General features: G+C 68.7%; 24 protein-coding genes and 3 pseudogenes. 18 read left to right on the top strand and 9 right to left on the bottom strand.

The annotated features are described in order from the left end of the window. The first annotated feature begins 3 nt into the window (after positions 1–3). From GVO57_RS01300 to pdeM, 4 genes are all read left to right on the top strand, one after another. Positions 4–1,221, top strand: a complete 1,218-nt coding sequence (locus GVO57_RS01300; protein WP_160591212.1) for a pyridoxal phosphate-dependent aminotransferase — start codon at positions 4–6, stop codon at positions 1,219–1,221. 167 nt (positions 1,222–1,388) lie between these two features. After that, positions 1,389–1,562 (top strand): hypothetical protein, encoded by a 174-nt coding sequence (locus GVO57_RS01295; protein WP_160591210.1) that lies wholly within the window; start codon positions 1,389–1,391, stop codon positions 1,560–1,562. Beyond that, positions 1,559–2,197, top strand: a complete 639-nt coding sequence (gene msrA / locus GVO57_RS01290; RefSeq protein WP_160591208.1) for a peptide-methionine (S)-S-oxide reductase MsrA — start codon at positions 1,559–1,561, stop codon at positions 2,195–2,197. Before GVO57_RS01295 ends, msrA begins: the two co-directional genes overlap by 4 nt. 65 nt (positions 2,198–2,262) lie before the next feature. Further along, complete coding sequence (gene pdeM, locus GVO57_RS01285) at positions 2,263–2,931, top strand: ligase-associated DNA damage response endonuclease PdeM (RefSeq protein ID WP_160591206.1); 669 nt, start codon at positions 2,263–2,265, stop codon at positions 2,929–2,931. Positions 2,932–2,946: 15 nt separating this feature from the next. Here the strand turns inward: pdeM and GVO57_RS01280 are convergent, their stop codons facing one another. Genes GVO57_RS01280 through GVO57_RS01270 form a run of 3 tightly spaced genes read right to left on the bottom strand, consistent with a single transcriptional unit; the run spans position 2,947 to position 7,649 of the window. Beyond that, a complete protein-coding gene (locus tag GVO57_RS01280) occupies positions 2,947–4,167 on the bottom strand; it encodes a dipeptidase (protein ID WP_160591204.1) in 1,221 nt (406 codons plus the stop codon). Positions 4,168–4,169: 2 nt separating this feature from the next. Further along, positions 4,170–5,162, bottom strand: a complete 993-nt coding sequence (locus GVO57_RS01275; RefSeq protein ID WP_160591202.1) for a retroviral-like aspartic protease family protein — start codon at positions 5,160–5,162, stop codon at positions 4,170–4,172. 42 nt (positions 5,163–5,204) lie between these two features. Then, positions 5,205–7,649 (bottom strand): ligase-associated DNA damage response DEXH box helicase, encoded by a 2,445-nt coding sequence (locus GVO57_RS01270; protein WP_160591200.1) that lies wholly within the window; start codon positions 7,647–7,649, stop codon positions 5,205–5,207. Between the two features lie 161 nt (positions 7,650–7,810). On the opposite strand from GVO57_RS01270, the gene GVO57_RS01265 reads away from it, so the two are divergent. From GVO57_RS01265 to GVO57_RS01255, 3 genes are read left to right on the top strand one after another with little or no spacing between them, the layout of a single operon-like run. Further along, the gene (locus tag GVO57_RS01265; protein WP_160591198.1) at positions 7,811–8,230 is read left to right on the top strand and encodes a hypothetical protein; all 420 of its coding nucleotides are present in this window, start codon (positions 7,811–7,813) and stop codon (positions 8,228–8,230) included. 8 nt (positions 8,231–8,238) lie between these two features. After that, a complete protein-coding gene (locus GVO57_RS01260; RefSeq protein WP_160591195.1) occupies positions 8,239–9,237 on the top strand; it encodes a ligase-associated DNA damage response exonuclease in 999 nt (332 codons plus the stop codon). Beyond that, positions 9,237–9,827, top strand: coding sequence for an SOUL family heme-binding protein (locus GVO57_RS01255; protein ID WP_160591193.1), 591 nt, complete (start codon positions 9,237–9,239; stop codon positions 9,825–9,827). Before GVO57_RS01260 ends, GVO57_RS01255 begins: the two co-directional genes overlap by 1 nt. Positions 9,828–9,842: 15 nt before the next feature. On the opposite strand, the gene pgmG is transcribed toward GVO57_RS01255, so the two are convergent. The 3 genes from pgmG to GVO57_RS01240 are packed head-to-tail and all read right to left on the bottom strand — an operon-like array spanning position 9,843 to position 12,399. Further along, positions 9,843–11,231 (bottom strand): phosphoglucomutase/phosphomannomutase PgmG, encoded by a 1,389-nt coding sequence (gene pgmG, locus GVO57_RS01250; protein WP_160591191.1) that lies wholly within the window; start codon positions 11,229–11,231, stop codon positions 9,843–9,845. A 47-nt stretch (positions 11,232–11,278) separates the two neighbouring features. Next, a complete protein-coding gene (locus GVO57_RS01245; RefSeq protein ID WP_160591189.1) occupies positions 11,279–11,596 on the bottom strand; it encodes a J domain-containing protein in 318 nt (105 codons plus the stop codon). Further along, on the bottom strand, positions 11,596–12,399 hold the full coding sequence (locus GVO57_RS01240; RefSeq protein ID WP_160591187.1) for a division plane positioning ATPase MipZ: 804 nt from the start codon (positions 12,397–12,399) through the stop codon (positions 11,596–11,598). Before GVO57_RS01240 ends, GVO57_RS01245 begins: the two co-directional genes overlap by 1 nt. A gap of 84 nt (positions 12,400–12,483) precedes the next feature. On the opposite strand from GVO57_RS01240, the gene panC reads away from it, so the two are divergent. Continuing rightward, a complete protein-coding gene (panC, locus tag GVO57_RS01235; protein ID WP_160591185.1) occupies positions 12,484–13,329 on the top strand; it encodes a pantoate--beta-alanine ligase in 846 nt (281 codons plus the stop codon). A 169-nt stretch (positions 13,330–13,498) separates the two neighbouring features. Continuing rightward, positions 13,499–13,794 (top strand): annotated as a pseudogene (locus tag GVO57_RS14735) (hypothetical protein). A 4-nt stretch (positions 13,795–13,798) separates the two neighbouring features. Here GVO57_RS14735 and GVO57_RS01225 read toward each other — a convergent pair. Both GVO57_RS01225 and GVO57_RS01220 read right to left on the bottom strand, forming a co-directional pair. Continuing rightward, positions 13,799–14,697 (bottom strand): annotated as a pseudogene (locus GVO57_RS01225) (LysR substrate-binding domain-containing protein). A 204-nt stretch (positions 14,698–14,901) separates the two neighbouring features. Next, entirely contained in the window at positions 14,902–16,116 is a 1,215-nt protein-coding gene (locus GVO57_RS01220) for an MFS transporter (RefSeq protein ID WP_160591183.1), read from the bottom strand. Between the two features lie 292 nt (positions 16,117–16,408). Here GVO57_RS01220 and GVO57_RS01215 point away from each other — a divergent pair, with 292 nt between their 5' ends. Further along, positions 16,409–17,026 carry a class I SAM-dependent methyltransferase gene (locus GVO57_RS01215; protein ID WP_160591181.1) on the top strand — a complete coding sequence of 206 codons (618 nt, stop codon included), beginning with the start codon at positions 16,409–16,411 and terminating at the stop codon, positions 17,024–17,026. Between the two features lie 18 nt (positions 17,027–17,044). Here the strand turns inward: GVO57_RS01215 and GVO57_RS01210 are convergent, their stop codons facing one another. After that, a complete protein-coding gene (locus tag GVO57_RS01210; RefSeq protein WP_233281424.1) occupies positions 17,045–18,199 on the bottom strand; it encodes a phospholipase D-like domain-containing protein in 1,155 nt (384 codons plus the stop codon). A gap of 146 nt (positions 18,200–18,345) precedes the next feature. On the opposite strand from GVO57_RS01210, the gene rpoZ reads away from it, so the two are divergent. The 8 genes and pseudogenes from rpoZ (at position 18,346) to GVO57_RS01170 (ending at position 25,851) form a co-directional block, all read left to right on the top strand. After that, entirely contained in the window at positions 18,346–18,687 is a 342-nt protein-coding gene (gene rpoZ, locus GVO57_RS01205; RefSeq protein WP_160591179.1) for a DNA-directed RNA polymerase subunit omega, read from the top strand. Between the two features lie 171 nt (positions 18,688–18,858). Continuing rightward, positions 18,859–21,689 (top strand): annotated as a pseudogene (gene ileS, locus GVO57_RS01200) (isoleucine--tRNA ligase). Beyond that, the gene (gene lspA / locus GVO57_RS01195; RefSeq protein ID WP_407695696.1) at positions 21,682–22,233 is read left to right on the top strand and encodes a signal peptidase II; all 552 of its coding nucleotides are present in this window, start codon (positions 21,682–21,684) and stop codon (positions 22,231–22,233) included. The pseudogene ileS and the gene lspA overlap by 8 nt, the downstream one beginning before the upstream one ends. Continuing rightward, the gene (locus GVO57_RS01190; RefSeq protein ID WP_160591175.1) at positions 22,226–22,648 is read left to right on the top strand and encodes a DUF3035 domain-containing protein; all 423 of its coding nucleotides are present in this window, start codon (positions 22,226–22,228) and stop codon (positions 22,646–22,648) included. The genes lspA and GVO57_RS01190 overlap by 8 nt, the downstream gene beginning before the upstream one ends. A 73-nt stretch (positions 22,649–22,721) precedes the next feature. Beyond that, on the top strand, positions 22,722–23,081 hold the full coding sequence (locus tag GVO57_RS01185; RefSeq protein ID WP_160591173.1) for a hypothetical protein: 360 nt from the start codon (positions 22,722–22,724) through the stop codon (positions 23,079–23,081). Between the two features lie 52 nt (positions 23,082–23,133). Then, a complete protein-coding gene (locus GVO57_RS01180; protein ID WP_160591171.1) occupies positions 23,134–23,472 on the top strand; it encodes a P-II family nitrogen regulator in 339 nt (112 codons plus the stop codon). Positions 23,473–23,488: 16 nt separating this feature from the next. Then, entirely contained in the window at positions 23,489–24,919 is a 1,431-nt protein-coding gene (locus GVO57_RS01175) for an ammonium transporter (protein WP_233281423.1), read from the top strand. A gap of 170 nt (positions 24,920–25,089) precedes the next feature. After that, complete coding sequence (locus tag GVO57_RS01170; protein ID WP_201752668.1) at positions 25,090–25,851, top strand: DUF6733 family protein; 762 nt, start codon at positions 25,090–25,092, stop codon at positions 25,849–25,851. Positions 25,852–26,155: the final 304 nt, after the last annotated feature.

Genomic DNA, 26,155 nt, shown 5'->3' with positions numbered 1-26,155 from the left:
CCCATGTCCGCCCCCTCCGTCACCCGTCTTTCCGCAGCACTCGGCCGCATCCAGCCGTCCGCCACCCTGGCGATGACCCAGCGTGTCGGCGAACTGAAGCGGCAGGGCGTCGATGTGATCGGCCTGTCGGCGGGCGAACCCGATTTCGACACGCCCGATTTCGTCAAGGAGGCGGCGATCGCCGCCATTCGCGGCGGCCAGACCAAATACACCAATGTCGACGGCACGCCCGAGCTGAAGGCGGCGATCATCGCCAAATTCGCCCGCGACAACGGCTTGACCTTCACCCCGGGGCAGGTGAGCGTGAATGTCGGCGGCAAGCACACGATCTTCAACGCGATCGTCGCGACCTGCGATGCGGGTGACGAGGTGGTGATCCCCGCGCCCTATTGGGTCAGCTATCCCGACATCGTCGCCTATGCCGGCGCGACCCCGGTGTTCATCGCGGCGGGCGCCGATCAGGGCTACAAGATCACCCCCGAACAACTTGACGCCGCGATCACGCCGCGCACGCGCTGGGTGCTGATCAACTCGCCGTCGAACCCGAGCGGTGCCGCCTACAGCGCCGCCGAACTGCAGGCGCTGGGCGAGGTGATCCGCCGCCATCCGCATGTCCTCGTCATGACCGACGACATGTACGAGCATATCTTCTACGCCGATTTCCCGTTCACGACGCTCGCCCAGCTGTGCCCGGACCTTCAGGACCGCATCCTGACCGTCAATGGCTGTTCCAAGGCCTATGCGATGACCGGCTGGCGCATCGGCTATGCCGCCGGGCCGGACTGGATCGTGAAGGCGATGGGCAAGCTCCAGTCGCAGTCGACGTCCAACCCCTGCTCGATCGCCCAGGCAGCGGCGGTCGCCGCGCTCACCGGGCCGCAGGATTTCCTGGCCGAGCGTCAGGCGGCGTTCCGCGTCCGCCGCGACATGGTGGTGGCGATGCTGAACGCCGCCCCCGGTCTGTCCTGCCCGACGCCCGAAGGGGCGTTTTATGTCTATCCGGACGCCAGCGGCCTGATCGGCAAGACCACGCCCGACGGGCGGCGGATCGCAACCGATGACGATCTGATCGACTATTTCCTCGATCATGCCCGGGTGGCCGCCGTGTCGGGCGCGGCGTTCGGCCTGTCGCCGGCCTTCCGCGTCAGCTATGCGACGTCGGATGCGGTGCTGCGCGATGCCTGCACCCGCATTCAGGAGGCGTGCGCGGCGCTGCGCTGATCCGGCGCGCCCATTGATCGGCCCGCTCAAGCGGGCTGATCGAAAATCTGCATGGTGCGCCCTCTGGTTCAGCGGGCGTCCAGCATCCATTTGCGATCCCGAAACGTAGCTCAGCCACCGAACCGGGCGGTCCCCGCGGACGCGCCCGGACCCGACAGAGAAAGCCCATGTCCTTTTTCCGCTCCGCCCTTCTCCGCCAGTTTCTCGGCGGTTTCGCCCTGGGGGCGGTGCTGCTGCTCGGCTGGCAGGCGACCGACCGGGCGCTGGCCCCCGACGAGGCCGAAATCGCCGCCCGCTCGGCGGCGCAGGCCGGCGCGGTGATGGCGCAGGCCGCGCGATGAGGCTGGCCGCCGCCGCGCTGCTTGCCGGTGCCGCTCTGGCGCCGGGCGGGGCGGCGACGGTGGCGGTGCCGCCCGCGCAGGCCGATATTCCCGCCGCCTCGCCCCGCGCGACGGCGGTGCTGGCGGGCGGATGTTTCTGGGGCGTGGAGGCGGTGTTCGAGCGGCTGGCCGGGGTGGTGTCGGTCGAATCCGGCTATGCGGGCGGGGCGGCGGGCGATGCGCGCTACGACATCGTCTCGGCCCAGCGCAGCCGCCATGCCGAGGCGGTGCGCATCGTCTATGATCCGCGCCGGATCAGCTATGCGACGCTCTTGCGCGTGTTCTTCGCGGTCGCCCATGATCCGACGCAGATCGACCGTCAGGGGCCGGATGTCGGGCCAAGCTACCGGTCGGCGATCTTTCCCGCCGATGCCGCGCAGGCCCGCGTCGCGCGCGCCTATATCGCCCAGCTTGGCGCGGCCCGCGTCTTTGCCCGCCCGATCGCGACCCGGATCGAAACCGGGCGCTTCTACCCGGCCGAGGCCTATCATCAGGACTTCATGGCCCGGCACCCGGACCATCCCTATATCCGCGCGCACGACGTGCCCAAGCTGAGGGCGCTGGCGCGGACCTTTCCGGCGCTGCTCAGCCGCTAAAGCCGACCCCAAAACCGCCGGTGCCGCCATTTGCATCGCCGGGCAAAGCCGTTAGGGCTTGGGCCATGGTTCGCTTTTCGTTCGCCGGGCACGAACTGGCCGCGCTTGCCGAAGGGGCGCTGTTCTGGCCGGCGCGGCAGGCGCTGCTGGTCGCCGACCTGCATCTGGAAAAGGCAAGCTGGTTCGCGCGCACCGGGCAGATGCTGCCGCCCTATGATTCGCAGGCGACGCTCGAAGCGCTGGCGGCGCTCGCCGGGCAGACCGGCGCGCGCGAAATCTGGTGCCTGGGCGACAGTTTCCACGATGCCGATGGCAGCGCGCGGCTGCCGGATGCGGCGCGCGCGCTGATCGACAGGCTGGCGGCATCGGCGCGGCTGTTCTGGATCACCGGCAATCATGATCCCGCCCCGTCCGGATCACGCCCGCTGCCGGGCCAGCTGCTCGACGAAGCGGTGGTCGACGGGCTGGTGCTGCGCCACGAGGCCGATCCCGCCGATCCCCGGCCCGAACTGTCCGGGCATTTCCATCCCAAGCTGCGTGTCCGCGTGCGCGGGCGGCAGGTGGCGCGGCGCTGCTTCGTGCGCAGCCCGGCCAAGCTGATCCTGCCCGCCTTTGGCGCGCTGACCGGCGGGCTGGATGCCGGCCATCCCGAAATCCGCCGCGCCGCCGGCGAAGGGGCCGAAGCGCTGGTCGCGCTCAGCAACCGGCTGCTGCGTTTCCCGATCGCCGCCTGAGGCGCCGACCCCCGCTCAGCGCGCCGCGCCTTCGGCGGCGCGCATGACGCGCAGCAGATTGCCGCTCCACACTTTCTTGATGTCGGCGTCCGAATAGCCGGCGGCGCGCAGCGCGGCGGTGATCCGCGGCAGTGCGGCAACGTCGATCATGCCGGTCACGCCGCCGCCGCCATCCCAGTCCGCGCCGATGCCGACATGATCGGGGCCGACCAGTTTCAGGCAATGCAGCAGGCTGGCCATGAACTGATCGAAGGTCGCCGGATTATAGGGCTGCAGCCGGTCGAGCGCCGCCCATTCCAGCGCCACCGCCCGCTGCTCTGCCGGGTCCATCCGGTCCATCGCCTCGCGTTTCGCCCACAGCGCCTGGCGCGCCGGGCTGCGGTCGACCGGGGCGAGGAAGATGCTGTTGACGAACACCACGCCGCCGCGCGCCGCCAGCGCCTTCAGCCGCTGATCGTCGAGGTTGCGCGGATGATCGAACACCGCGCGCGGGCCCGAATGCGACAGGATGATCGGCGCGCGCGACAGCGCCAGCATCTGGTCGAACGCGGCGTCGGAGGCGTGGCTGGCGTCGATCACCATGCCCAGCCGGTTCATCTCCGCCACCCATTGCCGGCCGAGCGCGCTCAGCCCGCCATGGCGGCTGCGCCCGCCGCTTGCCGCATCGGCGAACTGGTTGTCGCCATTGTGCACCGGCCCGGCCAGCCGCACGCCGGCGCGGTGGAAATCGGCGAGCGCCGCGACACTGTCGCCCAGCGGATAGCTGTTCTCGATCGATTGCAGCACGACGATCCGCCCGCGCGCGGCCTGGCGCTCGATCTCGGCCGCGCTGGTCGCCAGCGCCATGCGCCCGCCGCTGCCATCCACCATCGCGCGGATCTGGCGCACCCGCGTCCAGGCATGATCGGCGGCGCGGGCATAGCCGGCGGCGTCGAGCGGTCCCTGTTCGGTGTAGATGACGAAAAACCCGCCATCCAGCCCGCCTTCGGCCATGCGCGGCAGATCGACCTGGCTCAGATCGCTGGCATAATCATGCCGGTCGGCGATCCGCCAGCCGGGCCGGCCGAGATTGACCGGCGTGTCGAGATGCGTGTCGAGCGCCAGCAGCCTCATGTGCAGCGCCCGGGCATCCCGGGCGGGATTTTCGGCCGGGGCAGCGGCCGGCATGTCCGCCGCCGCGCAGGCGGTGAGCGCGAACGCCGCAATCATGGTCGCGGCGGGGCGGGGCCAGGCCATGGTCAGCGCGCCGCCAGCTCGGTGCGCGCGGGCAGCGCGGATGACCCGCCGCGCACGAACCTGACCTGCTTGTTGGCGAAATCCACCGACACGCGCGAAAACAGCCTGAGCGCATCCATGCCGAGCAGCATCGCCGGCCGGTCGGCAAGGCCGAAGCGGCGAAACGGTTCGGCGTCGGTAAAGGCGACGGGCAGATTGTTGATCGTCAGCCCGCCGATGCGGATCTGGCGGATATGGGCGAACTGCGCGCTGATCGTGTCGCCGGTCACGCTGGTCAGCCCGACGGGGAGCAGCGGCCCGGCGCGGTGGCGGTTGCCCAGCCGGCGCAGCAGCGCCAGATTGCCGATGCTGGTTTCAGCGCCGGTATCGATGATCACCTGGATGCGCTGGTTCTCGATGCTCGAATCGACAAGGATCAGCTGCCCGAACCGGCTTTTGGCGCGCACGACGATCATGTCCTCGTCGCGCCTTTCCTCGCGCTTGCGCGCCGCCGACACCGTCATTCGGCCGGCCTTGAAATCCAGCACCAGCCGCCGCGTCTGCAGGCTGTCGAGGCCGAGCAGTCCGGCCGCGCCGATATGCACGGCCTCAAGCGCCGGGGCCTCGATGGGGGCGATGGCGGTGCCCGAGACCTCGAGATCCGGCACGATCACCGTGCGCACCTGATCGGTCCCCGTCACCGTGATCAGCCGGCGCACCGGGCCGGGGGCAAGCTGCAGCCGTTCGGCCAGCTGGCGTGACACCACCGTGCGTTCGGCCCCGGTATCGACGACAAAGGGAATGTCCGACAGCCCGCCGATCGCGACCGGCACGGTCATGCGCGCCGCACGGTCCGCGCCCAGATCGAGCGTCGCCAGCGGATCGGCATCGCCGTCCTCGGTCGCCTGCGCATCCGCTGCGGGTGTCGGGGCGGACACGGCGGGCAAAGCGGGCGGCGTCGCGCTGGCGGACGCGAGGGCAAGAGCCGCGAGCAGCGGGGCAAAAGCGGTCGACATGGTCTTGATCCTTCTCCGCCCGCCATATTGCCTGGTTCGCGCCTAATCCGCCAGCATCGCCTCTGCGGCCAGCGCCTCGGCCTCGATCAGCAGCTGGTCGTCGACATCGCGCGGGGCCACGCGTTCGCGCCCGATCAGCACCAGCACCGGCACCGCAAGCGGGCTGACGCGCGCCAGATCCATGTGCAGCATCGTCGGCCCGGCGCGTTCGAGCAGCGCCGCCAGCCGCCCCAGATCGGTCATCCGCGCGCGGGCATCGTCCCACGCCGCCTTCAGCAGCAGATGATCGGGCTCATAGCGGGTGAGCACGTCATAGATCAGGTCGGTCGAAAAACTGACCTGCCGGCCGGTCTTGCGCTTGCCCGGATGCTGGCGCTCGACCAGCCCGCCGATCACCGCCACCTCGCGAAAGGCGCGTTTGAGCAGCGAGCTTTGCTGTGCCCATTCGACAAACTCATGTTCCAATATGTCGGGCGAAAACAGCGCGGCGGGATCGGGAATGGGCGCAAGGCTGGTGGTGGCGAGCGCATAGTCGCTGGCGACAAAACCAAGCGGCTGCAGCCCGAGATTTGCCATCCGCCGCGTCAGCAGCATGCCGAGCGACTGGTTGGCGTTCCAGCCTTCGAATGTATAGGCGACAAGGTGATGCCGCCCCTCGCGCGGGAAGGTTTCGACCAGCAGTTCGCCGGGGCGGGGCAGGCGCGACCGGCGGGCCTGCATCTCCAGCCATTCGCGCACATCGGCGGGAAAACGCGGCCACTGGCCCGGATCGGCCAGGAATGCGCGCACCCGGTCGGCCAGATGGCTGGAAATCGGCATGCGCGCCCCGCCATAGGTCGGCACCCGCGCCGGGCGGCTGGTGGCGCGCACGACCACATCCTCGGCCTCCACCCGCTCGACCTCCAGCGTCAGCCCGGCGAAGGAAAAGGTGTCGCCCGGCCCAAGGGTCGCGGCAAAGCCTTCCTCCACCCGCCCGAGGCTGCGGCCGTTGCGGAAGCGGACGTTCAGCATCGCCGCTTCGACGATGATCCCGGCATTCAGCCGGTGCTGGGCGACAAAGGCCGGGTGGCTGACGCGCCAGCGCCCGTCGGCGTCGCGGGCCAGCCGGCGGAACCGGTCATAGCTTTTGAGCGCATAGCCGCCCGAGGCGACAAAGCCGATCACCTCGGCGAACAGTTCTGCCGTCAGCCCCGAATAGGGCAGGGCGGCGCGGATTTCATCGAGGAGAGCCGCCTCGTCGAACGGCGCGGCGGCGGCGCACGCCATGATGTGCTGGGCGAGCACGTCGAGCGCCCCCGGCCGGAACCGTTCCTGGTCGAGCGTGCCGTCCGCCACCGCATCGACGGCGGCGCGCGCCTCCAGATATTCGAACCGGTTGCCGGGCACGATCAGCGCCTCCGACGCCTGATCGAGCCGGTGATTGGCCCGCCCGACGCGCTGCAGCAGCCGCGACGATCCCTTGGGCGCGCCCATCTGGATCACGCAGTCGACATCGCCCCAGTCGACCCCCAGATCGAGCGAGGCGGTGGCGACCAGCGCGCGCAGCCGCCCCGCGGCCATCGCCTCTTCCACCTTGCGCCGCGCCTCGACCGACAGGCTGCCATGATGGATGCCGATCGGCAGCTGCGCGTCGTTGAGCGTCCACAGATCCTGGAAGATCAGTTCGGCAAGGCTGCGCGTGTTGCAGAACACGATGGTCGTGCGCCGCCGCGCTATTTCGGCCATCACCTGCCGCGCGGCATAGCGGCCGCTATGCCCGGCCCAGGGGATGCGATCATCGGGAATGACGATCCGGATGACCGGCGGCGCCCCCGGCTCCCCTTCGACCAGCGCGACCGAGTCGATGTCGCCATAAGGCGCGAGCCAGGCGCGATAGGCATCGGGATCGGCAACGGTCGCCGACAGCGCGGTGCGGGTCAGCCCCGGGGCGATCGCCTGCAGCCGCGCGAGCGACAGCGCCAGCAGGTCGCCGCGCTTGCCGCTGGCAAAGGCGTGAACCTCGTCGATCACCACCCGCCGGACCGTCGCGAGCAGCGCCGCGCTGTCGGGATAGGACAGCAACAGGCTGAGCGATTCAGGCGTGGTCAGCAGGATGTGCGGCGGGCGTGCGCGCTGGCGCGCCTTGCGGTCGGACGGGGTGTCGCCGCTGCGGGTCTCAACGGTGATGCCCAGGCCCATTTCGGCAATCGGCGTCATCAGGTTGCGCTGCACATCGACCGCCAGCGCCTTGAGCGGCGACACGTAAAGCGTGTGCAGCCCGTCGCCCGGATCCTCGGCCAGATCGACGAGCGTCGGCAGGAATCCGGCCAGCGTCTTGCCCGCCCCGGTCTGCGCGACGAGCAGCGCATGGCGGCCCTGTGCCGCGGCCCCCAGCATGTCGAGCTGGTGGCGGCGCGGCGTCCAGCCGCGCGCTGCGAACCAGCCGGCGATCCGGGCCGGCAGGCGCGCACGGGGGAGTTCCGGGGCGGCGGCGCCCTTGTCTGCCATGGCGTCGGCCATGCCCAGTCCAGTGGAACGCCGGGGCGCGGCGCGCAACCCCCTTCACCCCCCAAACCACCCCTCGTCACCTGCGCTGCGCCCGCGCCGCGCCTGCCCTCCGGCGATAACGGTTTGCGATCCGGGCGGCGGGGGATTAATGGCTTCAGCCCATGGGACAGATCGCTCCGCGCGCCTTCGGGCTCGCCATTCTCGCCGTGGTGCTGGGGGTTGCCGCCAGCGTCATCTGGGTGCTTGTCTATGCGCTGGCGGTTGCGCCGGGGCAGGGTCAGCAGGCCTATGTCGATTATGCGACCGCCGCCGCGCCGACCATCGCGCTTGCGACCGGCGTGCCGATCATGGCGCTGCTCGGTTGGTGGATCGGGCGCGGGCGTGACCGGCGCACCGCGCTGTTCGGCGGCGCGCTGGTTGCGCTGTTCTTCGTCGCCATCGACATCGCGCTGCTCGCGGGGCTGGGCAATATCGCGCTCGCGCCCTGGGCCGACATCCTGCCCGGCTATGCGGCGCGGCTGGCGGCTGCGCTGGCCGGGGCGGCGCTTGCCGGCCGGGGCGGGGTGCGCGCGGCCGGCTGAGCGGCGGCATGGCGCGCCTCGGCGACTGGATCGAGCCGCGCGCCGAGGGCATTTACATTCCCGCCGCCGATGCGTGGATCGATCCGTCGCGGCCCAAGCCCCGCGCGCTCGTCACCCATGGCCATGCCGATCATGCGCGCGGCGGCCATGGCTGTGTCTGGGCAACGCCGGCGACGCTGGCGATCATGGATGCGCGCTACGGGCCGCAACAGGCGGTGCCCGTCGATCATGGCGCGGTGCTGAACCTGGGCGATGTCGCCGTGCGCTTCGTGCCGGCGGGCCATGTGCTCGGCTCCGCGCAGATCGTGCTCGATCATCGCGGCGAACGCATCGTGGTGTCGGGCGATTACAAGCGCCGGGCCGATCCCACCTGCCTGCCCTTCGAACCCGTCGCCTGCGACGTGTTCGTGACCGAAGCGACGTTCGGCCTGCCGGTGTTCGTCCATCCCGATACCGGGGACGAGATCGACCGGCTGCTCGCCGCCGTCCATGCCAATCCCGACCGGGCGGTGCTGCTGGGCGCCTATGCGCTTGGCAAGGCGCAGCGGATCATCGCCGAACTCAGGCTGCGCGGCCATCATGCGCCGATCTATCTGCACGGCGCGATGGAGCGGCTGTGCGCGCTTTATGCCGCGCACGGCGTCGCGCTCGGCGATCTGCGCCCGGTGGCGGGCGCGGCGCGCGCCGACATGGCCGGGCATATCGTGCTGTGCCCGCCTGCTGCGCTCAATGATCGCTGGAGCCGCCGCCTGCCCGATCCGCTGACCGCCATGGCATCGGGCTGGATGCGCATCCGCCAGCGCGCCCGCCAGCGCAATGTCGAGCTGCCGCTGATCATTTCCGACCATGCCGACTGGGACGAGCTGTGCGCGACCATCACCGAAATCGCCCCGCGCGAGGTGTGGGTGACGCATGGGCGCGAGGATGCGCTTGTCCATTGGTGCGCCACCCGCCAGATCAAGGCGCGCGCGCTCGACATTCGCGGCTATGAGGACGAGGACGACTGATGGCGAAATGGGGACGGTGGCTGGCAATCGGCGGCGTCGCGGCGGTGGCGGCGAGCGCCTATCTCTATGCGCGGCGCGAGGCGCGGGCGGCGCAGCCCGGCTACCGGGTGGTCGAACGCGCCGGGGCGATCGAGATCCGCGACTATCCGGCGCTGCTGGTCGCCCAGTCCGAGGATCCCGGCGACCGCAAGTCGAGCCTTGATCGCGGCTTTCGCAAGCTTGCCCGCTATATCTTCGCCAAGTCGCGCGAGGGGGAGAAGATCGCGATGACCGCCCCGGTGCTGCATGACGCGGCCGCACCCGGCCGCTGGCGCACGCGCTTCATCATGCCCGCCGGCTATCGCCGCGACACCTTGCCCGCCCCGGCGGCCGGGGTCGACATTGCCGATGTGCCGGCGCGGCGGGTGGCGGCGATCCGCTTCAACGGCCGCGCCGACGATGCCGCGCTCGTCCGGCGCGAGGCCGATCTGCGCGCCTGGCTGGCGGCGCGCGGCCTGACCGGCGGGGCGGCTGAACATGCATTCTACAACAGCCCGTTCGTCGCGGCGGCGATGCGCCGCAACGAGGTGCTGATCCCGCTTGCCGGGTAGAGCAGCGGCCGGGCGTCAGTGCCCGGCCTGCGGCCCGCGCACGATGCCCGACCGGCCAAGCTGGTCGTCGATCTGGGCGACCAGCCGGTCGAGCCCGTCCGCCGACCGGCCCTCGGCACGGGCAACGAGCACATCCTGGGTGTTCGACGCGCGCAGCAGCCACCAGCCATCGGCGGTGGTGACGCGCGCGCCATCGGTGCGGTCAACGGTCGCGCCCTCGGCCTCCAGCCGCGCCAGCACTTCGTCGACAACGGCGAATTTGCGCGTCTCGTCGACCTGGAAGCGCATTTCGGGCGTGTTGATCATCTGCGGCATCGCGCGGCGCAGCTCGGCGAGCGGGCGGCCGGCGCGGGTCAGCGCGCCGATCAGCCGCACGGCGGCATAGAGCGCATCGTCGAACCCGTAATAATCATGGGCGAAGAAGATGTGCCCGCTCATCTCGCCGGCCAGCGGCGCGCCGGTTTCCTTCATCTTCGACTTGATCAGGCTGTGGCCGGTCTTCCACATCAGCGGCGTGCCGCCCAGTTCGGCGATGCGGTCGTAAAGCGCCTGGCTGGCCTTCACATCGGCAATCACGGTGGCGCCGGGCAGATCGGCCAGCACCGCCTCGGCGAGCACGGTCAGCAGCTGATCGCCCCACACCACCTGGCCCTCGCCGTCGATCGCGCCGATGCGGTCGCCATCGCCGTCAAAGGCGATGCCGAAATCCAGCCCCTTGTCCGCCACCAGCCGCTTCAGATCGGCGAGGTTCTTCTCCTCGGTCGGGTCGGGATGATGGTTGGGGAAAGCGGGATCGACATCGGTGTAGAGCAGATGATGCTCGCCGGGCAGCAGCCGGACCAGCTTTTCGAGCGCCGGGCCGGCGGCACCATTGCCCGCGTCCCAGCCGATGCGGAACGCGCCGCCGGCAAAGCCCTGCACCAGCCGGGCAACATACCGGTCAAGGATTTCGACATCGCTGATCGTCGCCGGCGCGTCCGCCGCCAGCCAGTCGCCCGCCGCCGCCAGCCGGCCGATTTCCTGAATGTCCGCCCCGAAAAACGCCCGGTGCTGGAACACCATCTTGAAGCCGTTATAGCTGGGCGGGTTGTGGCTGCCGGTGATTTGGATGCCGCCATCGACGTCGAGCACCGCTTCGGCGAAATACAGCATCGGCGTCGCGCCCAGCCCGACCCGCACCACCGAACAGCCGCTGTCGGTCAGCCCGCGCGCCAGCCCCTCGGCCAGCATCGGCGAACTGTCGCGCCCGTCCCAGCCCAGCGCCACCCGCGTGCCCCCGGCGCGGCGCAGCAGCGTCGCAAAGCTGCGGCCGATCGCATAAGCGTCTTCGGCGCCGAGCGTCTGGCCGATCACGCCGCGAATGTCATATTCGCGCAGGCAGCTGGGGTGAAACTGATGTGACATCAAACCTCCTTATCGGGCAGCGCGCCGTCGGGCCGCTGCCTTAACGCTCAATTGTTGCCGCTTCGTTCGATCTCGCGCAGCAGCAGGTCGCGCGCGGCATTGACCTGGTTGGCCAGCGCCGCGCTGCCCCCGGCATCGGGATGGACCCGCGCCATCAGCCGGCGGTGCGCCGCGCGGATCGCCGCCGCATCGGCATCGCCGGCGACGCCCAGCAGCTGCCGCGCCTCGGCCACGCCCGCCACCCCGGCATCGCCCGCACCGCGCTTCGCCCCCGCGATGCGCGTGCTGCCGCGCCGCGCCGCGCGGCCCCGCCACCAGAACAGGGCCAGCGCGGCCAGCGCCAGCAGCGTGACCAGCTTTGCCATCAGGCCCCGGCGCTGTCCGCGGCCGCACCGCCCTGGCCGTCGGGCAGGCCAAGCCCCGCCACCAGCTCGCGCAACTCCTGCCGCGCGGCGACATGGCCCAGCCCGACATCCTGGATCTGGCCGATGTCGAGCATCGTCAGCCCGCTCGGGAACAGCTCGCGGTAGATGACGCGCTCGCCAAGGCCGGGGATCAGGCGAAAGCCCACGCGCCGCGCCAGCGCCGCCAGCGCCTCGCCCACGCGGCGCATGTTGCGCGCCTCGATATGCTGCAGGCGGTTGCGCAGCACCACCCAGTCGATGGTCGTGCCATCGGCCTTGGCGCGGGCCTTGCGCGCGTCCCAGATCAGTTCGGAATAAAAGCTTGGCCGGCTGACCTTGTAGCTTTCCGGGTCGACCTGGCCGATCAGATCGAAATCGACAAAGCTGTCGTTCATCGGCGTGACCAGCGTGTTGGCAAGCGATGCCGCGCGCCGCGCGATCGGATCGTCGCGGCCCGGCGTGTCGATCACCAGAAACTCCGCGCCCTCGGACATCGCCGCAACCTTGTCGAGAAACGCCTGCTCGTCGCCCTCGCCATGCGTGTCGACGCGCGGCGTCGGCAGATCGACCTGGCGGCGCCTGGCCGTCGCGGCGCGGTTTTCCAGATAGCGGGCAAGGGTGCGCTGGCGATGATCAAGGTCGAGTGCGGCGACGCGGCGGCCCTGCGCGGCGAGGGCGACCGCAACATGGACCGCCGTGGTCGATTTGCCAGTCCCGCCTTTTTCGTTTGCAAAAACAATGATATGTGTGCGGTCTGAGGACATGAGATCCGGTTCGGCCCCTTGAGAGTCTTGATGGCCGGCATCCGGCCCCTATTCAGCGCCGCCCATATCGGAGGCCGTCCAGCCGTGCAAACCATCCGTCAGATCGATGCGCTTCGCGACGCCGTCGCCGCCCTGCGCGCCGATGGCCAGCCGGTCGCGTTCGTCCCCACCATGGGCGCGCTTCACGCCGGCCATATCGCGCTGGTCGAAGAGGCGCGCCGCCGCACGCCCCATGTCGTCGCGTCGATCTTCGTCAATCCGCGCCAGTTTGCCGCGCATGAGGATCTCGACCGCTATCCGCGCCGGCTGGCCAAGGATCAGGCGATGCTGGCCGAGGCGGGGTGCCAGCTGCTCTGGGCGCCCGAGGTGGACACCATGTATCCAGCGGGGTTTGCGACCGCGATTACGATCGGCGGCGTCACCGCCCCGCTTGAAGGTGCGGCGCGGCCCGGCCATTTCGACGGCGTCGCCACCGTCGTCGCCAAGCTGTTCAACCAGGTCGGTCCCGACATCGCGCTGTTCGGGGAAAAGGATTATCAGCAGCTGGCGGTGATCCGCCGGCTGGTCGCGGATCTGGATTTCCCGATCGAGATCATCGGCGTGCCGACCGAGCGCGAGGAGGATGGCGTCGCCCTGTCGTCGCGCAACGCCTATCTGACCGAGGAAGAACGCGCCCAGGCCCGTGCACTGCCGCGCGCGCTGGGCGAGGCGGCGGGGTCGATCGCGGCGGGCGGCGACATTGCCGAGGCGCTGGCGCGGGCGGAGGCCGCGCTCGTTCGCGCAGGCTTCGGGCCGATCGACTATATCGCGCTTGCCGATGCCGCGACGCTGGCCCCGCTCGACCGACTCGACCGCCCGGCCCGCCTGCTCGCCGCCGCCTGGCTGGGCACGACCCGGCTGATCGACAATATCGCGGTGATGCCCGGCTGAGCGGGGACGTTTTTGTCGCGGTGCGGGGAGTCGTTTGTTCGGGAAGAACGGCACCGGCCCGCACCCCCACCCGGCCTCCCATATACCCGGCACGTCCCTGACCGGGCGTTAACCATTTTTTCAGTCCCGCCGCCCAATCCTGTCCACGGTAGCAAGCGGAGGGGGCCTTATGGGCAGCAGCTACAAGAGTGCGGCGTTCCTGATCGAGTCGCGGCTGAGCGATGCCGCCCGCGGCGATGCTCAGGCCTGTTTTGAACTGGGTATAGCCTATTCCTCGGGGCGGGCGGCCTGAGCGTCGACCTGATCGAGGCGCATAAATGGTTCAACCTGTCGGCGCTGGCGGGCCTTGCCCGCGCCCAGCAATGCCGGGCCGAGATCGCCGAGGAAATGACCGCGCGCGAAATCGCCGAAGCGCAGCGCCAGGCCCGTGCCTGGCTGAGCGCGACCCAGCGCCGCGCGGCCTGACCGGTCAGGCGGCGGCGTCTGCGCCATCTCCGAACCGTCCGGTCAGCCAGCGGTGGAAGATCGCGACCGCCGGGGCCCTGAGGGCGCGCGGGCGGCAGGCGAACCAATAGCTGTAGGGGCTGGTCGCCGACACGTCGAACAGCCTGACAAGACGCGGGTCATTGGCATTGCGCAGATGGCTTTCATGCATCATCGCAACGCCCAGTCCTGCGCGGCTGCCTCCAGGATCAGCTGTCCCGAATCATAATGGTCGATCGCCTGCGGCTCGATCCGCCCCAGGCCGAGCGCGGCGCAAAAGGCGTCGAACGCATCCGGCAGGTCGCGGTGCAGGAATACCGTGGTGCGCGCCAGATCGCGCGGATGGCGGAGCGCGTCCGGCCCCTCGGTCATGCTGCGCGCGCCGATGGCAAGAACCTGGTTGCGGTCGAGCCGATAGGCGTAAAGCCCCGGATCGATGTCGCGCGCCAGCCAGATCGTCGCGTCGAGATCGTCGCCCAGCCGCGACAGGCTGTGCGGCGCGGTGTCGATGTCCAGATGCAGTTCGGGATGGGCGGCGCGCAGGTCAGGCAGCAGCGGCAGCAATTGCTGCGTTGCGAACAAGGGCAGCACCCCCAGCCGCAGCCGCAGCACCGGCGCGCTGCTCGTGAACCCCTCAATCGCCTGGGCAAGGCCCGACAGATGCGGGGCGATGGCGTCCATCAGCCGTTCGCCGTCGCCATTCAGCCGCATCGCCTGGGGCAGGCGATCAAACAGCGGCCGGCCCAGAAACCGCTCCAGCGTCTGCACGCGCCGGCTGAGCGCAGGGGAAGACAGCGCAAGTTCCTCCGCCGCGGCCTTGACCGAGCCGAGCCGGGCCACCTGCTGAAATGCCTCGATCGCGGTCATCGGCGGAAGCCGGCGCACCCCTGTCGTCCCCTGCTGAATGCGGAGCCACGCCCGCTGCGCCTGCCGTCATATCATGATTGCAGTTTATGCAATGCATATTTCGCACTTCGCACTTGCACAAACCCATGCTGCACTGCACATAGGACGGGCCTTTCAGGCATCCTCTCCTAAAAACTTTTCCGGCCGGTCCATTTGGACCGGCCTTTTTTTTGATCCCGGGGTTCAGCGGGCGAGTCGCGCGGCCAGATAGGGCAGCAGCGCCAGCAGCGCGGCACCCGCGGCCAGATAGGGCAGAGGCGGCCAGATTTCATACATGCCGACGCCGACCGACGGGCCGAGCACGAAGCAGGCCCCGTTGACCGAAGTGGTGCGCCCGGCGACCGCGCCCTGTTCGTCCGCGCCGACCGCGAGCGACGCGCCCGCGGTGAAGGCCGGGCGCAGAAAACCAAAGCCCAGCGAGGCGAGCGCATAGGCGACGCACAGCATGTGGAGCGACGTGGCAAAGCCGGTCACGACACAGCCGAGCGCCGAGACCAATGCGCCCCACAGCGCCAGTTCGCGGGGTTTCAGCTTCAGCGTCGGGATCAGCCCCCATTGCGCGAGCAAAGCCGCGCCCGCGCCGGTCATCAGCACCAGCCCGGTCGCCCCCGCCGCCGCGACCGTCGACAGGCCGAGCCGGTCGAGCACGACAAAGCCGATCGCCTGGCCGGTCATCGCCTGCGCATGGCCGGCGACCAGCCCGGTCAGCATCCAGGGCCAGATGCGCGGTTCGGTGAGCTTCATCGGCGGGGTGCGGCCTTCGGCCATCGCCGCGCGCACGCTGGCCCCGGTCGGTTCGCCGCCGATCGAGGGATAGCTGGTCGCGGCACCGTGCGCGGCGGCCGGCTGATCGTCGCCCAGCCGCGCCCAGGCATAGATGAGCACGATCAGGCCAAAGCCTGAAAAGACGAATGCGGGACCAGCGAGCCCCACCACCGGCAGCACGAAGAAGGGCGCAAGCGCCGGCCCCAGGATGGTGCCAAGCCCGAAGGCCGAGGCGAGCAGGGTGAGCGCCGCCGTGCGTTCCTCGCGGCTGCTGTGCGCGGCGACGATGGCCTGCGCGGCGGGCGGGGCGGCGGCGCCGAAACCGCCATAAAGCATGCGGGCAAGGATGAAGGCGCCAAAGGCGACGCCGGGGGCGATCAAGCCGATGATGCCGGCGGCGAGGAACGCCCCGCACAGCGACACCGACGAGATGAAGCCGAACAGGCCAAGCAGCACCATCGCCCGCCGCCCGGCCCGGTCCGACCGTTCGGCCCAGAACGGCGCGGCGATCACCCAGACCAGTGCCGACACCGAAAAGGCCGCGGCGACCGCGCTGTCGGGCACCTTGAGCGACCGGCCGATCGCGGGCAGCACCGATTGCAGCGCGGTGTTGCCGGCGGCGATCACCAGCATGACGATGAACAGCAGCTTGAACGGCGGGGCTGCGCCGGTCGGCTGCGCGCCGCCGCCGTCCGCCCGTCCGGGGCCGCGCCATGATGGCCGTTCAGTTCCGCGTCCCCGCCAGCCGGCATGTCCCTGTCACCATGATCCGCCATTGCCCAGGCAGCGATAGGGCAATGGCGGGCGCTGTAAAGTCTTGGTCTTTCAGCCGGTCCCGGAAACCGCCCGTCGCGCACGGGGCGTCCCTGACTTGCCATTGCGGGGCGGATTTGCGACGGACGCGCGCCCCGCGTCAGGAGAGACGATGTCCGCTTCAACCGCCCGCCGCAAATGGCGCATCCCCGGTGCCGCCGCGTTCTGGCGGCTGCCGCCGGTCCTGTTCCTGCGCGGGTTCCTGAAGGCACCGGCCATGGTCGGATCGATCGTGCCGTCGTCACAGCGCCTGATCGCGCGCGTTCTCGCCCCGGTCGACTGGGCGCGGGTGCGGCTGTTCGTCGAATATGGGCCGGGCGTCGGCACTTTCACCCGGCCGATCCTCGACCGGCTGCCCGCCGATGCGGTGCTGATCGCGATCGATCCCAATCCCGATTTCATCGACTATCTGAAGCGCGAGATCGCCGATCCGCGCCTGTGCCTGGTCCGCGGCTCGGCGGCCGATGTCGAACAGATCATCGCCGATCTCGGCCATGACGCGGCCGATTACATCGTCTCCGGCCTGCCCTTTTCGACCTTGCCCGAGGGTGTGGCCGCGCGCATCGCGGCGGCGACCGCTGCGGTGCTGCGTCCGGGCGGGGCATTTCTGGTCTATCAGTTCTCGGCCAAGTCGCTGCGCTGGCTGGCACCGGCCTTTCCGCGCATCGACCGGTCGGTCGAGCTGTGGAACGTGCCGCCCGGCTTCTGCTTCTTCGGCTGGAAGGACTGAGCGGCCCCCGGCCGACGCCTATTTGCTGTCGACGTTGAGGCTGCCGCCGAAGTTCAGGCGGCGCGACACCGTGTAATCGACGACGGCGACCAGAAAATAGGCGAGCGCATGCCGGATCCGCCCCGGCCAGTGCCGCCAGCCCGCCAGATCCGCCAGCCGCCATTGCCGCGCCGCTGCGCATTCGCCCTCGAAATAGGCGCTCAGCTGGCGGCTGAGCGCCGCATCCTCGATCCTCAGCATCAGCTCCATGTTCAGAAACAGGCTGCGCATGTCGAGATTGGCCGAGCCGATATGGACGATGTCGTCGATCACATAGAGTTTGGTGTGCAGCCGCTGCCGGTCATATTCATGGATGCGCGCGCCGCGCCGCAACAGGCCGGGATAGGTGAAGCGTGCCGCCGCGATGGTGGTGCCGTTGTCGGACCGGCCGGCGGTCAGCAGATGCGCCGATCCGCGCCGCGCGACGCGTTCGATGCGGCGCAGCCAGGTGGGGGCGGGGGCGAAATAGGCGGCGATCAGCCTCAGCCTTGTGGCCGCGCCCAGATCGGCGCGTAGCTGGGCCGCCCAGGGGCTCATCCGGATGGTCGGCCCGCCGAGCAGCCAGCGCACCGGCCCTTCGCGCTCGCTCCAGCCGAACAGCGCGCGGCGCAGCGCGCGCATGCGCGGGCGCGGCTGGCCCGACCAGGCGAACACCATGTCGTAATAGCCGGTCAGCCGCGCCGCCGCCGGGCCATCGACAATCAGCCCCAGATCGCGCCAGCCATCGGGATCGCCCTCGGCGAAATAGGACTCCTCGATATTGAACCCGCCGATGATCGCCACCGCCTCGTCGGCCAGTGCCAGCTTCTGGTGGTTGCGCAGCAGATAGCGCCGCCCGAGCCGGGGGATGAAGCGGCAGATTTCCGCCCCCGCATCGCTGAGTGGCGCGAGGAACGGATCGTCGGCCGCGCTGCCGAAGCCGTCGAGCAGCAGCCTGACCCGCACCCCGCGCGCCGCCGCCGCCACCAGCGCGTCGCGCACCTGCGTGCCCGTGTCGTCGGGGGCGAAGATGTAATAGAGCAGCCGGAGCGAATGCTGAGCCCCGGCGATCAGGTCGAGCAGCGCCGCCAGACGGTCCGGCCCCGAGCTGACCAGCCTGAGGCGGTCGGCCCCGATCTGTGCTTGCGCGTTCACGCCGGTGTGATGGCAAAGGCGGGCAGGGCGCGCAACCGCCGGCGGGGCTGAGGGAGGGAGCCGGCGGGCCGCGTTTACATTGACTCCGCCGCGCGCGCCGCCTATGTGGGCCGCCTTCCGCACAACCCGCTTTTTCTGGAGCGTTTATGGCGCGCGTTACTGTCGAGGATTGCGTCGACAAGGTTCCGAACCGCTTCGATCTCGTGCTGCTGGCGGCGCAGCGCGCCCGGCAGATTTCCGGTGGCGCCGAACTGACGCTGGACCGCGACCGCGACAAGAACCCGGTCGTCGCGCTGCGCGAGATCGCCGAACAGACGGTGCTGCCCGCCGACCTGCATGATGCCGTCGTCTCCGGCCTGCAGCGCGTGCAGATCGACGATGATGACGCGCCCGATGAAGTCGGTTCGCTGGCCGCGTCGGCCGAGGCGCTGCGCCTCACCGCCGCCGCGCCGCCGCGCAACCAGAATCTCGGCCCGGATTACGAATAAGCCGGCCGGTCAGGCCAGGCCGGCGGAACAAGCGGCGCGGGGGGCGACCTCCGCGCCGTTTTGCGTTGGTGCCGCCCGGCCACTGCGCTGCCACTGCCTCGTCCCATCGGCACCCCCGGCCCGTCGCGCCGCGTGACTTCGCGCGCCGTTTCCGTTAAGCGCGCGGCTCTTATGGCCGATACACAGACCGATTACCGCGACACCGTCTTCCTGCCGAAGACCGATTTCCCGATGAAGGCCGGGCTGGCCCAGAAGGAACCCGCGATTCTCGCGCGCTGGGACCGTATCGGCCTGTATCAGCGGCTGCGCGCCGCGCGCGCCGGCGCGCCGCGTTTCATCCTGCATGACGGCCCGCCCTACGCCAATGGCGACATCCATATGGGCCATGCGATGAACAAGGTCCTGAAGGACATCATCGTGCGCACCCAGTCGCTGCTGGGCAAGGACGCCCCCTATGTGCCCGGCTGGGACTGCCACGGCCTGCCGATCGAATGGAAGATCGAAGAGGAATATCGCAAGCAGAAGAAGAACAAGGACGAGGTTCCCCCGGCCGAGTTCCGCGCCCAGTGCCGCGCCTATGCCGACAAATGGGTGGGCGTGCAGAAGGCGCAGTTCCAGCGCCTGGGCATCATGGGCGACTGGGACGATCCCTATCTGACCATGACCTTCGATGCTGAGGCGACGATCGTCGGCGAGCTGCTGAAGTTCGCCGAGAGCGGCCAGCTTTATCGCGGCGCGAAGCCGGTGATGTGGTCCCCGGTCGAAAAGACCGCGCTCGCCGAGGCCGAGGTCGAATATGAGGACGTGACCTCGACCCAGATCGACGTCGCCTTCGAGATCATCGACGCGCCGAACGCCCCCGATCTGGTCGGCGCGCATGCGGTGATCTGGACGACCACGCCGTGGACGATCCCGGTCAACCAGGCTTTGGCCTATGGGCCTGAGGTCGAATATGTGCTGGTCGCGCCGTCGTATGACCGCGCGCTTGGCGATGCGTCGTTCGACAATGCCGCCAACATCCTGCCGAAGCGGCTGCTGATCGCCCGCGACCTGATCGCCACCGCGCAGAAGCGGATGGGCATCACGACGGTCGCCGAACTCTGGTCCGGCAAGGGCAGCGACCTTGCCGGCGCGAAGGCGCGCCATCCGATGCATGCGCTGGGCGGATTTTTCGCAGCCCCGCGCCCGCTGCTGCCCGGCGATTTCGTCACCACCGATGCCGGCACCGGCCTTGTCCATATGGCCCCGATCATGGCGAGGACGATTTCGCGCTGTGCCGCGCGCATGACATCCATCCGGTGTTCGCGGTGATGGACGATGGCCGCTACCGCGACGACTGGCTGTGGCTGGGCGGCGCGGATGCGCGGCGGCTGAGCGTCATCAACCCGAAGTTCAACGCCCCCGAAGGGCCGATTTGCGCCGATCTTGGCGCTGCCGGCGCATTGCTGTCGGCCGGGGCGTTCCAGCACAGCTATCCGCACAGCTGGCGGTCCAAGGCGCGGATCATCTTCCGCTGCACGCCGCAATGGTTCATCGGCATGGACCGGCCGGTCGCGCTGCCCGGTCAGGCCGATGCGGCGGGCGACAATGCGCCCACGCTGCGCGGCCTTGCGCTCGATGCAATCGCCGCGACCCGGTTCGTGCCCGACAAGGGGCGCAACCGCATCGGCGCGATGGTCGAGGGGCGGCCCGACTGGGTGATTTCGCGCCAGCGCGCCTGGGGCGTGCCGATCGCGCTCTATCTCGACCGGCGCACCGGCGATTATCTGCGCGATCCCGACGTCAATGCCCGGATCGTCGCCGCATTCCGCGCCGGCGGGGCCGATGCATGGTTCGGGGCCGATCATCAGGCGCTGCTGGGGCCGGACCGCGATCCCGCCGACTACATGCCGGTCACCGACATTCTCGATGTCTGGTTCGACAGCGGCTCCACCCATGCCTTTGTCGTCGAGGCGCGCTACGGCGCGGGTGTCCGCGCCGATCTTTATCTTGAAGGGTCGGACCAGCATCGCGGCTGGTTCCAGTCCTCGCTGCTTGAAGCGTGCGGCACGCGCGGGCGCGCACCCTATGCCGCTGTGCTCACCCATGGCTTCGCGCTCGACGGGCAGGGGCGCAAAATGTCGAAATCGCTCGGCAATGTCGTCGATCCGCTCAAGGTCATTCAGGATTCGGGGGCCGACATCCTGCGCCTCTGGGTCGCCTCGACCGACTATTTCGAGGATGTCCGCATCGGCAAGGAAGTGCTGGCGACGACCAGCGATGCCTATCGCAAGCTGCGCAACACCTTCCGCTATCTGCTCGGCGCGCTCGACGGTTTTGACGCCGCCGAGGCGGTGACCGATTTCCCCGAGCTGGAGGCCTATATCCTCCACCGGCTGGCCGAGCTTGATGCCGAGCTGCGCGAGGCGGCGGATGCGTTCGAGCTCAACCGCTATGTCCGCCGCATCGCCGAGTTCGCGAACGAGGACCTGTCGGCGTTCTTCTTCGATATCCGCAAGGACAGCCTTTATTGCGACGCCGCCGATGCGCCGCGCCGCCGCGCCTATCGCACGGTGCTCGACATCCTGTTCGGGGCGCTGGTGCGCTATCTGGCCCCGGTGCTGCCCTTCACCGCCGAGGAAGCGTGGCAGAGCCGCTGGCCGGACGATGAAGGCTCGGTGCATCTGGCGACCTGGCCCGACATCGACGCTGCATGGCTGAACCCGGATCTGGCCGCGAAATGGGCCGGGCTGCGCGCGCTGCGTTCGGCGGTTACCGAAGCGATCGAGCCGCTGCGCCGCGAAAAGCTGATCGGATCGAGCCTGGAGGCCGAGATCACCGTGCCGGGCCATCACGACGCCGATCTGGAAGAGCTGTTCATCGTGGCGAAGGTGTCGCCGGGCGAGGAGATCGCCGTGACCCGCACCACCGCCCATAAATGCGGCCGCTGCTGGCGGCATCTGCCCGATGTGGCGGCCGATGGCGGGCTGTGCGGCCGCTGTGCCGAGGTGGTCGGTGGCTGAGCCGGGCGTTCAGGCCGCGCCCGAGGCGGCGGATGCCGGGGCCGGGCGGCTGCGCGCCACCGGGCTCGCACTGGCCGGGGGCGTGTTCCTGATCGACCAGCTGGTCAAATATTGGGTGATCGGGCCGCTCGCGCTCCAGCTGCATGGCCAGATCGTGCTGCTGCCGGTGTTCAACCTCACCTGGGTGCAGAATTATGGCGTCTCGCTCGGCTTTCTGACCGCGAGCAGCGATCTGGCGCGCTGGGCGCTCGTTGCGATGACCGGGCTGATCGCAACCGGCGTGCTCGTCTGGATGTGGCGCGAGCGCAGCCGGGCCGATGTCTGGGCGCTGGGCGCGGTGCTGGGCGGGGCGGCGGGAAACATTCTCGACCGCATTCGCTTTGGCTATGTGGTTGATTTTCTCGACCTTCATTTCGGGGATTTTCGCCCCTTTTTGGTCTTCAATGTGGCCGATGCCGCGATTACGATCGGCGTCCTTACGCTGCTCGGGCGCGCGCTGCTCGTTCGCCGCGATAATGATTCTTCGGAGACGATCGATGCGTAATCTTGTGGTTCTGGGCATGGCGGCGCTCATGCTCGCCGGTTGTGGCGGGTCGAACGCGATGAGCGGCCGCCGCGGCCCGGACGAATTCGCCGCCGCCCGGCGCGCGCCGCTGGTCGTGCCGCCCGATTTCGCGCTGGTGCCGCCGACGCCGGGCGCGCCGCGTCCGCAGGAAGCCGATTCGAGCACCCAGGCGCTGCAGGCGCTGTTCGGCGGCGCGGCACCGCGCAGCACGGTCGAGCGTGTGACGCTTGGCCAGGCGGGCACCGACCGCGCGGCGGCGGGCATCCGCTCGTCGGCCGGTGATCCGGGCACGGTGGTGGTCGACAAGGGGCAGGTGACCCGCGACATCATCGCCGCGCCCGAGGGCGATGGCCAGGATGCCCGCGCCGCCGTGCCGGGAACGCCGCCGCGCTGATCCTGCCGCCGGTCCCGCGCGGGGCCGTGCCGCACCATGTTGGCCCCGGTCGCGCTGCGCCGGGGCCTTTTTCATGCCCGCAGCGATCCGCTCTTTGCTGCCTGAAATTGCGGCACGGGAAATGGTGCAAAAAAAACGGCCGGCAAGATCTTGTCTTGCCGGCCCGAGGTCGTCCGCAGGAGGAACATCGAAGGCCGGGGCGGAAACCCTGACCGTCGCCAAATTCATCGCAAAGACCGTGCCAGACCCGGTTTTCCGCCATTTTTGCCATCGCGACGCGCATTTGCCGCGGAAACTCTGCCTCCTAATCGTGCAGCGCAGCACCAAAATGCACAAAAAACCAGCAATGTTGCGAAGATTGACGTTTGACGCGAGTGAAAAAGCTATTGTGCGACGCAGCATAGTTGTGGGTGCGGACGCACAATTTCATTGACGACCTGTTCACAAACATGAAACATCCGAGTCGCGTTGAGCGGGGGATGTGCATGAAAATTGTCACAGCGATCATCAAACCCTTCCAGATCGATCGCGTCCGTGAGGCGCTGACCGCGCTGGGCGTGTCCGGACTGACGATCTCCGAGGTGCGCGGGTTCGGCCGGCAAAAGGGGCAGACCGAAATCTATCGGGGCGCCGAATACACGACCAATCTGGTGCCCAAGCTGAAGGTCGAAGTGGTGTGCGCCGAGGCCCAGGTCGACGCGATCGTCGAGGCCATTCAGGCGGCTGCCGTCACCGGGTCGATCGGCGACGGCAAGATTTTCGTTCAGCCGATCGAGCAGGCTGTCCGCATCCGCACCGGGGAGACGGGCGATGCGGCGATCTGACCGGAAAGGGGGAAACATGATTGCAAAGTCGTTGGCGGGCCTCGGGCTTGCGCTGTTTGCGGCGCTGCCGGCCTGGGCGCAGGGGGCTGCGGCCTCCGCGATACCCGAGCCGAGCGTGGACAAGGGGGACGTGGCCTGGATGCTGGTGTCGTCGGCGCTGGTGCTGATGATGTCGGCCCCGGGCCTCGCGCTGTTCTATGGTGGGCTGGTGCGCACCAAGAACATGCTGTCGGTGCTGACCCAGGTGTTCATGATCGTCTGTCTGGTCGCGGTGATCTGGGTGTGCTGGGGCTACAGCATCGCCTTTACCGAGGGGAATGCGTTCTTCGGCGGCCTGGGCAAGCTCTTCCTCAAGGGTGTCGATGCCAGCTCGCAGGCGGCGACCTTCTCCAACGGCGTCTATATTCCCGAATATGTGTTCATCTGTTTCCAGATGACCTTTGCCTGCATCACCCCGGCGCTGATCGTCGGGGCGTTTGCGGAACGGGTGAAGTTTTCCGCGCTGATGCTGTTCGTGACGCTGTGGGTCACGCTGATCTATTTTCCGATGGCGCACATGGTCTGGTATTGGGACGGGCCTGACGCGATCGCCAAGGCGGCGCTCGCCGGGGCGGACGCGGTCGCCGCCGCCAATGGCCATGCCGGCTTCCTGTTCCAGATGGGCGCGCTCGATTTCGCCGGCGGCACCGTGGTGCACATCAATGCCGGCGTCGCCGGGCTGGTCGGGGCGATCATGCTCGGCAAGCGGCTCGGCTATCCGCGCGATCCGATGCCGCCGCATTCGCTGACCATGACGATGATCGGCGCGTCGCTGCTGTGGGTTGGCTGGTTCGGCTTCAACGCCGGGTCAAATCTTGAGGCGAATGGCGTGACCGCGGTTGCGTTCATCAACACCTTCGTCGCCACGGCTGCCGCCGCGCTCAGCTGGGTGCTGGTTGAACAGGCAACCGGCGGCAAGCCGTCGCTGCTCGGCGCGGTCACCGGCGCGGTGGCCGGTCTGGTGGCGGTGACGCCCGCCTCGGGCTTTGCCGGGCCGATGGGCGCGGTGGTGCTGGGGCTGATCGTTTCGCCGATCTGCTTCTTCTTCGTCGCCAAGGTGAAGGTGAAGCTTGGCTATGACGATTCGCTTGACGTGTTCGGTGTCCATTGTGTCGGCGGGATCGTCGGCGCGCTGGCGACCGGCATCCTGGTTGATCCCGCGCTCGGCGGGCAGGGCGTTGCCGATTATGCCAGTCAGCCGGGGACGGCGGTGTTCGCCTATGCCGGCGTCGCAGCCCAGCTCTGGACACAGGCCAAGGCCGTGCTGTTCACCCTGGCCTGGTCGGGCATCGGGTCCGCCATTCTGTATTTCGCCGTCGATAAGATCATCGGGCTGCGTGCTGGCGACGAAGAACAGCATGCCGGCCTCGACATTTCCGATCATGGCGAGCGTGCGTATAACTACTGATAAAGTATCTTTGTAAATCGAAGCCATTAAAACAATGCATTTGTGCCCGGAGTAAAACGTCGTTCTTATATGATTTGTGTTGATTATGTTGTTTTGACACTTTTCATAACAAGAACAAGCTGAGTCCGCCGGAGGAGTAACTTAGGGTTACTTGAAGAAGGACGAAAATCATGAAGATGATCAGCAAGAACGTTTTGCTCCGGGCCATGTGCATGACGCTGGCCGGCATCGCCGCCCCGGCGGTCGCCCAGGAGCGGGAGTCGAGCTACACGGTCGCCCTGAACCAGGACAGTTTCTTCGGCTTCTACCCGACGTTCAGCGGGTCGATCCCCACCGGGGAAAAGACCGATTTCACGTTCTACGGCATTTTCTGGACCAAGCCGGCCTTCGGGCTCAACCCGACCAACACCGGCGATGATCTGTGGACCGAGTTCGGCGTCGGGGTGAACTTCAACCTTGCCGATGGCAAGCTGAAGGTGAAGCCGCAGATCGGCCTCACCAACGGCGCGCTGCTGTCGGGCGGTTCGGTCAACGCCGCCGGGGTGGTGCAGGGCGCGAAGTTCGCCGATGGCGTGGTGCCGAGCCTGACGGTCAACTATGCCGATGAGAAGGTCGAGGCGGAGTTCTATGCCGGCTATTATGCCGCGCTGCGCAACCGCGGCGGCGATGCGGCGCTCGACTTCCTCCACACCTGGACCAATGTCGGCTACAAGTTCAGCGACAAGGCATCGGCTGGCCTGCATTATGAGCTGCTGTCGAACACCCGCAACACCTATCCCGGCGGGTCCACCGCGCGCGTCTATCAGTGGGTCGGCCCCTATGTGCAGTTCAGCCTGCCCAAGGGCTTTTATGCCCGCTTCACCGGCGGGGCAGATGTCGAGAGCGGCAATGCCGGTGATTTCTACAAGATGAGCATCGGCATGACGTTCTGATCGCGGCACGACCGGCACGCCGCCGGTCGACCGACAGCAATGGTGGCCGCGGGCACTTGTCAGACCGCGCCGATCATTGCCGGGCGTCTGCCTGCGCAACCAGAAGACGCCGCAACTGGGGCTGGCATGTGGTTCATGCCGGCCCCTTTGTCTTGCGCGGTTGGGCCAAAAAAATCGTCCTCACGACCATAAAAGAATTTGATTCATGGCATAAGCGTGCATAGCAAAGAGGGACCGGCGGATGCGCACCCGCAACGAGGAGCGCCGCGCCGGGCGCAGGACGGACAACGCGATTTTATCTGCG

The sequence above is a fragment of the Sphingomonas changnyeongensis genome, assembly GCF_009913435.1.
Classification (GTDB): Bacteria; Pseudomonadota; Alphaproteobacteria; order Sphingomonadales; family Sphingomonadaceae; genus Sphingomonas_B; species Sphingomonas_B changnyeongensis.
This window is presented reverse-complemented; position numbering and strand designations above follow the sequence as displayed.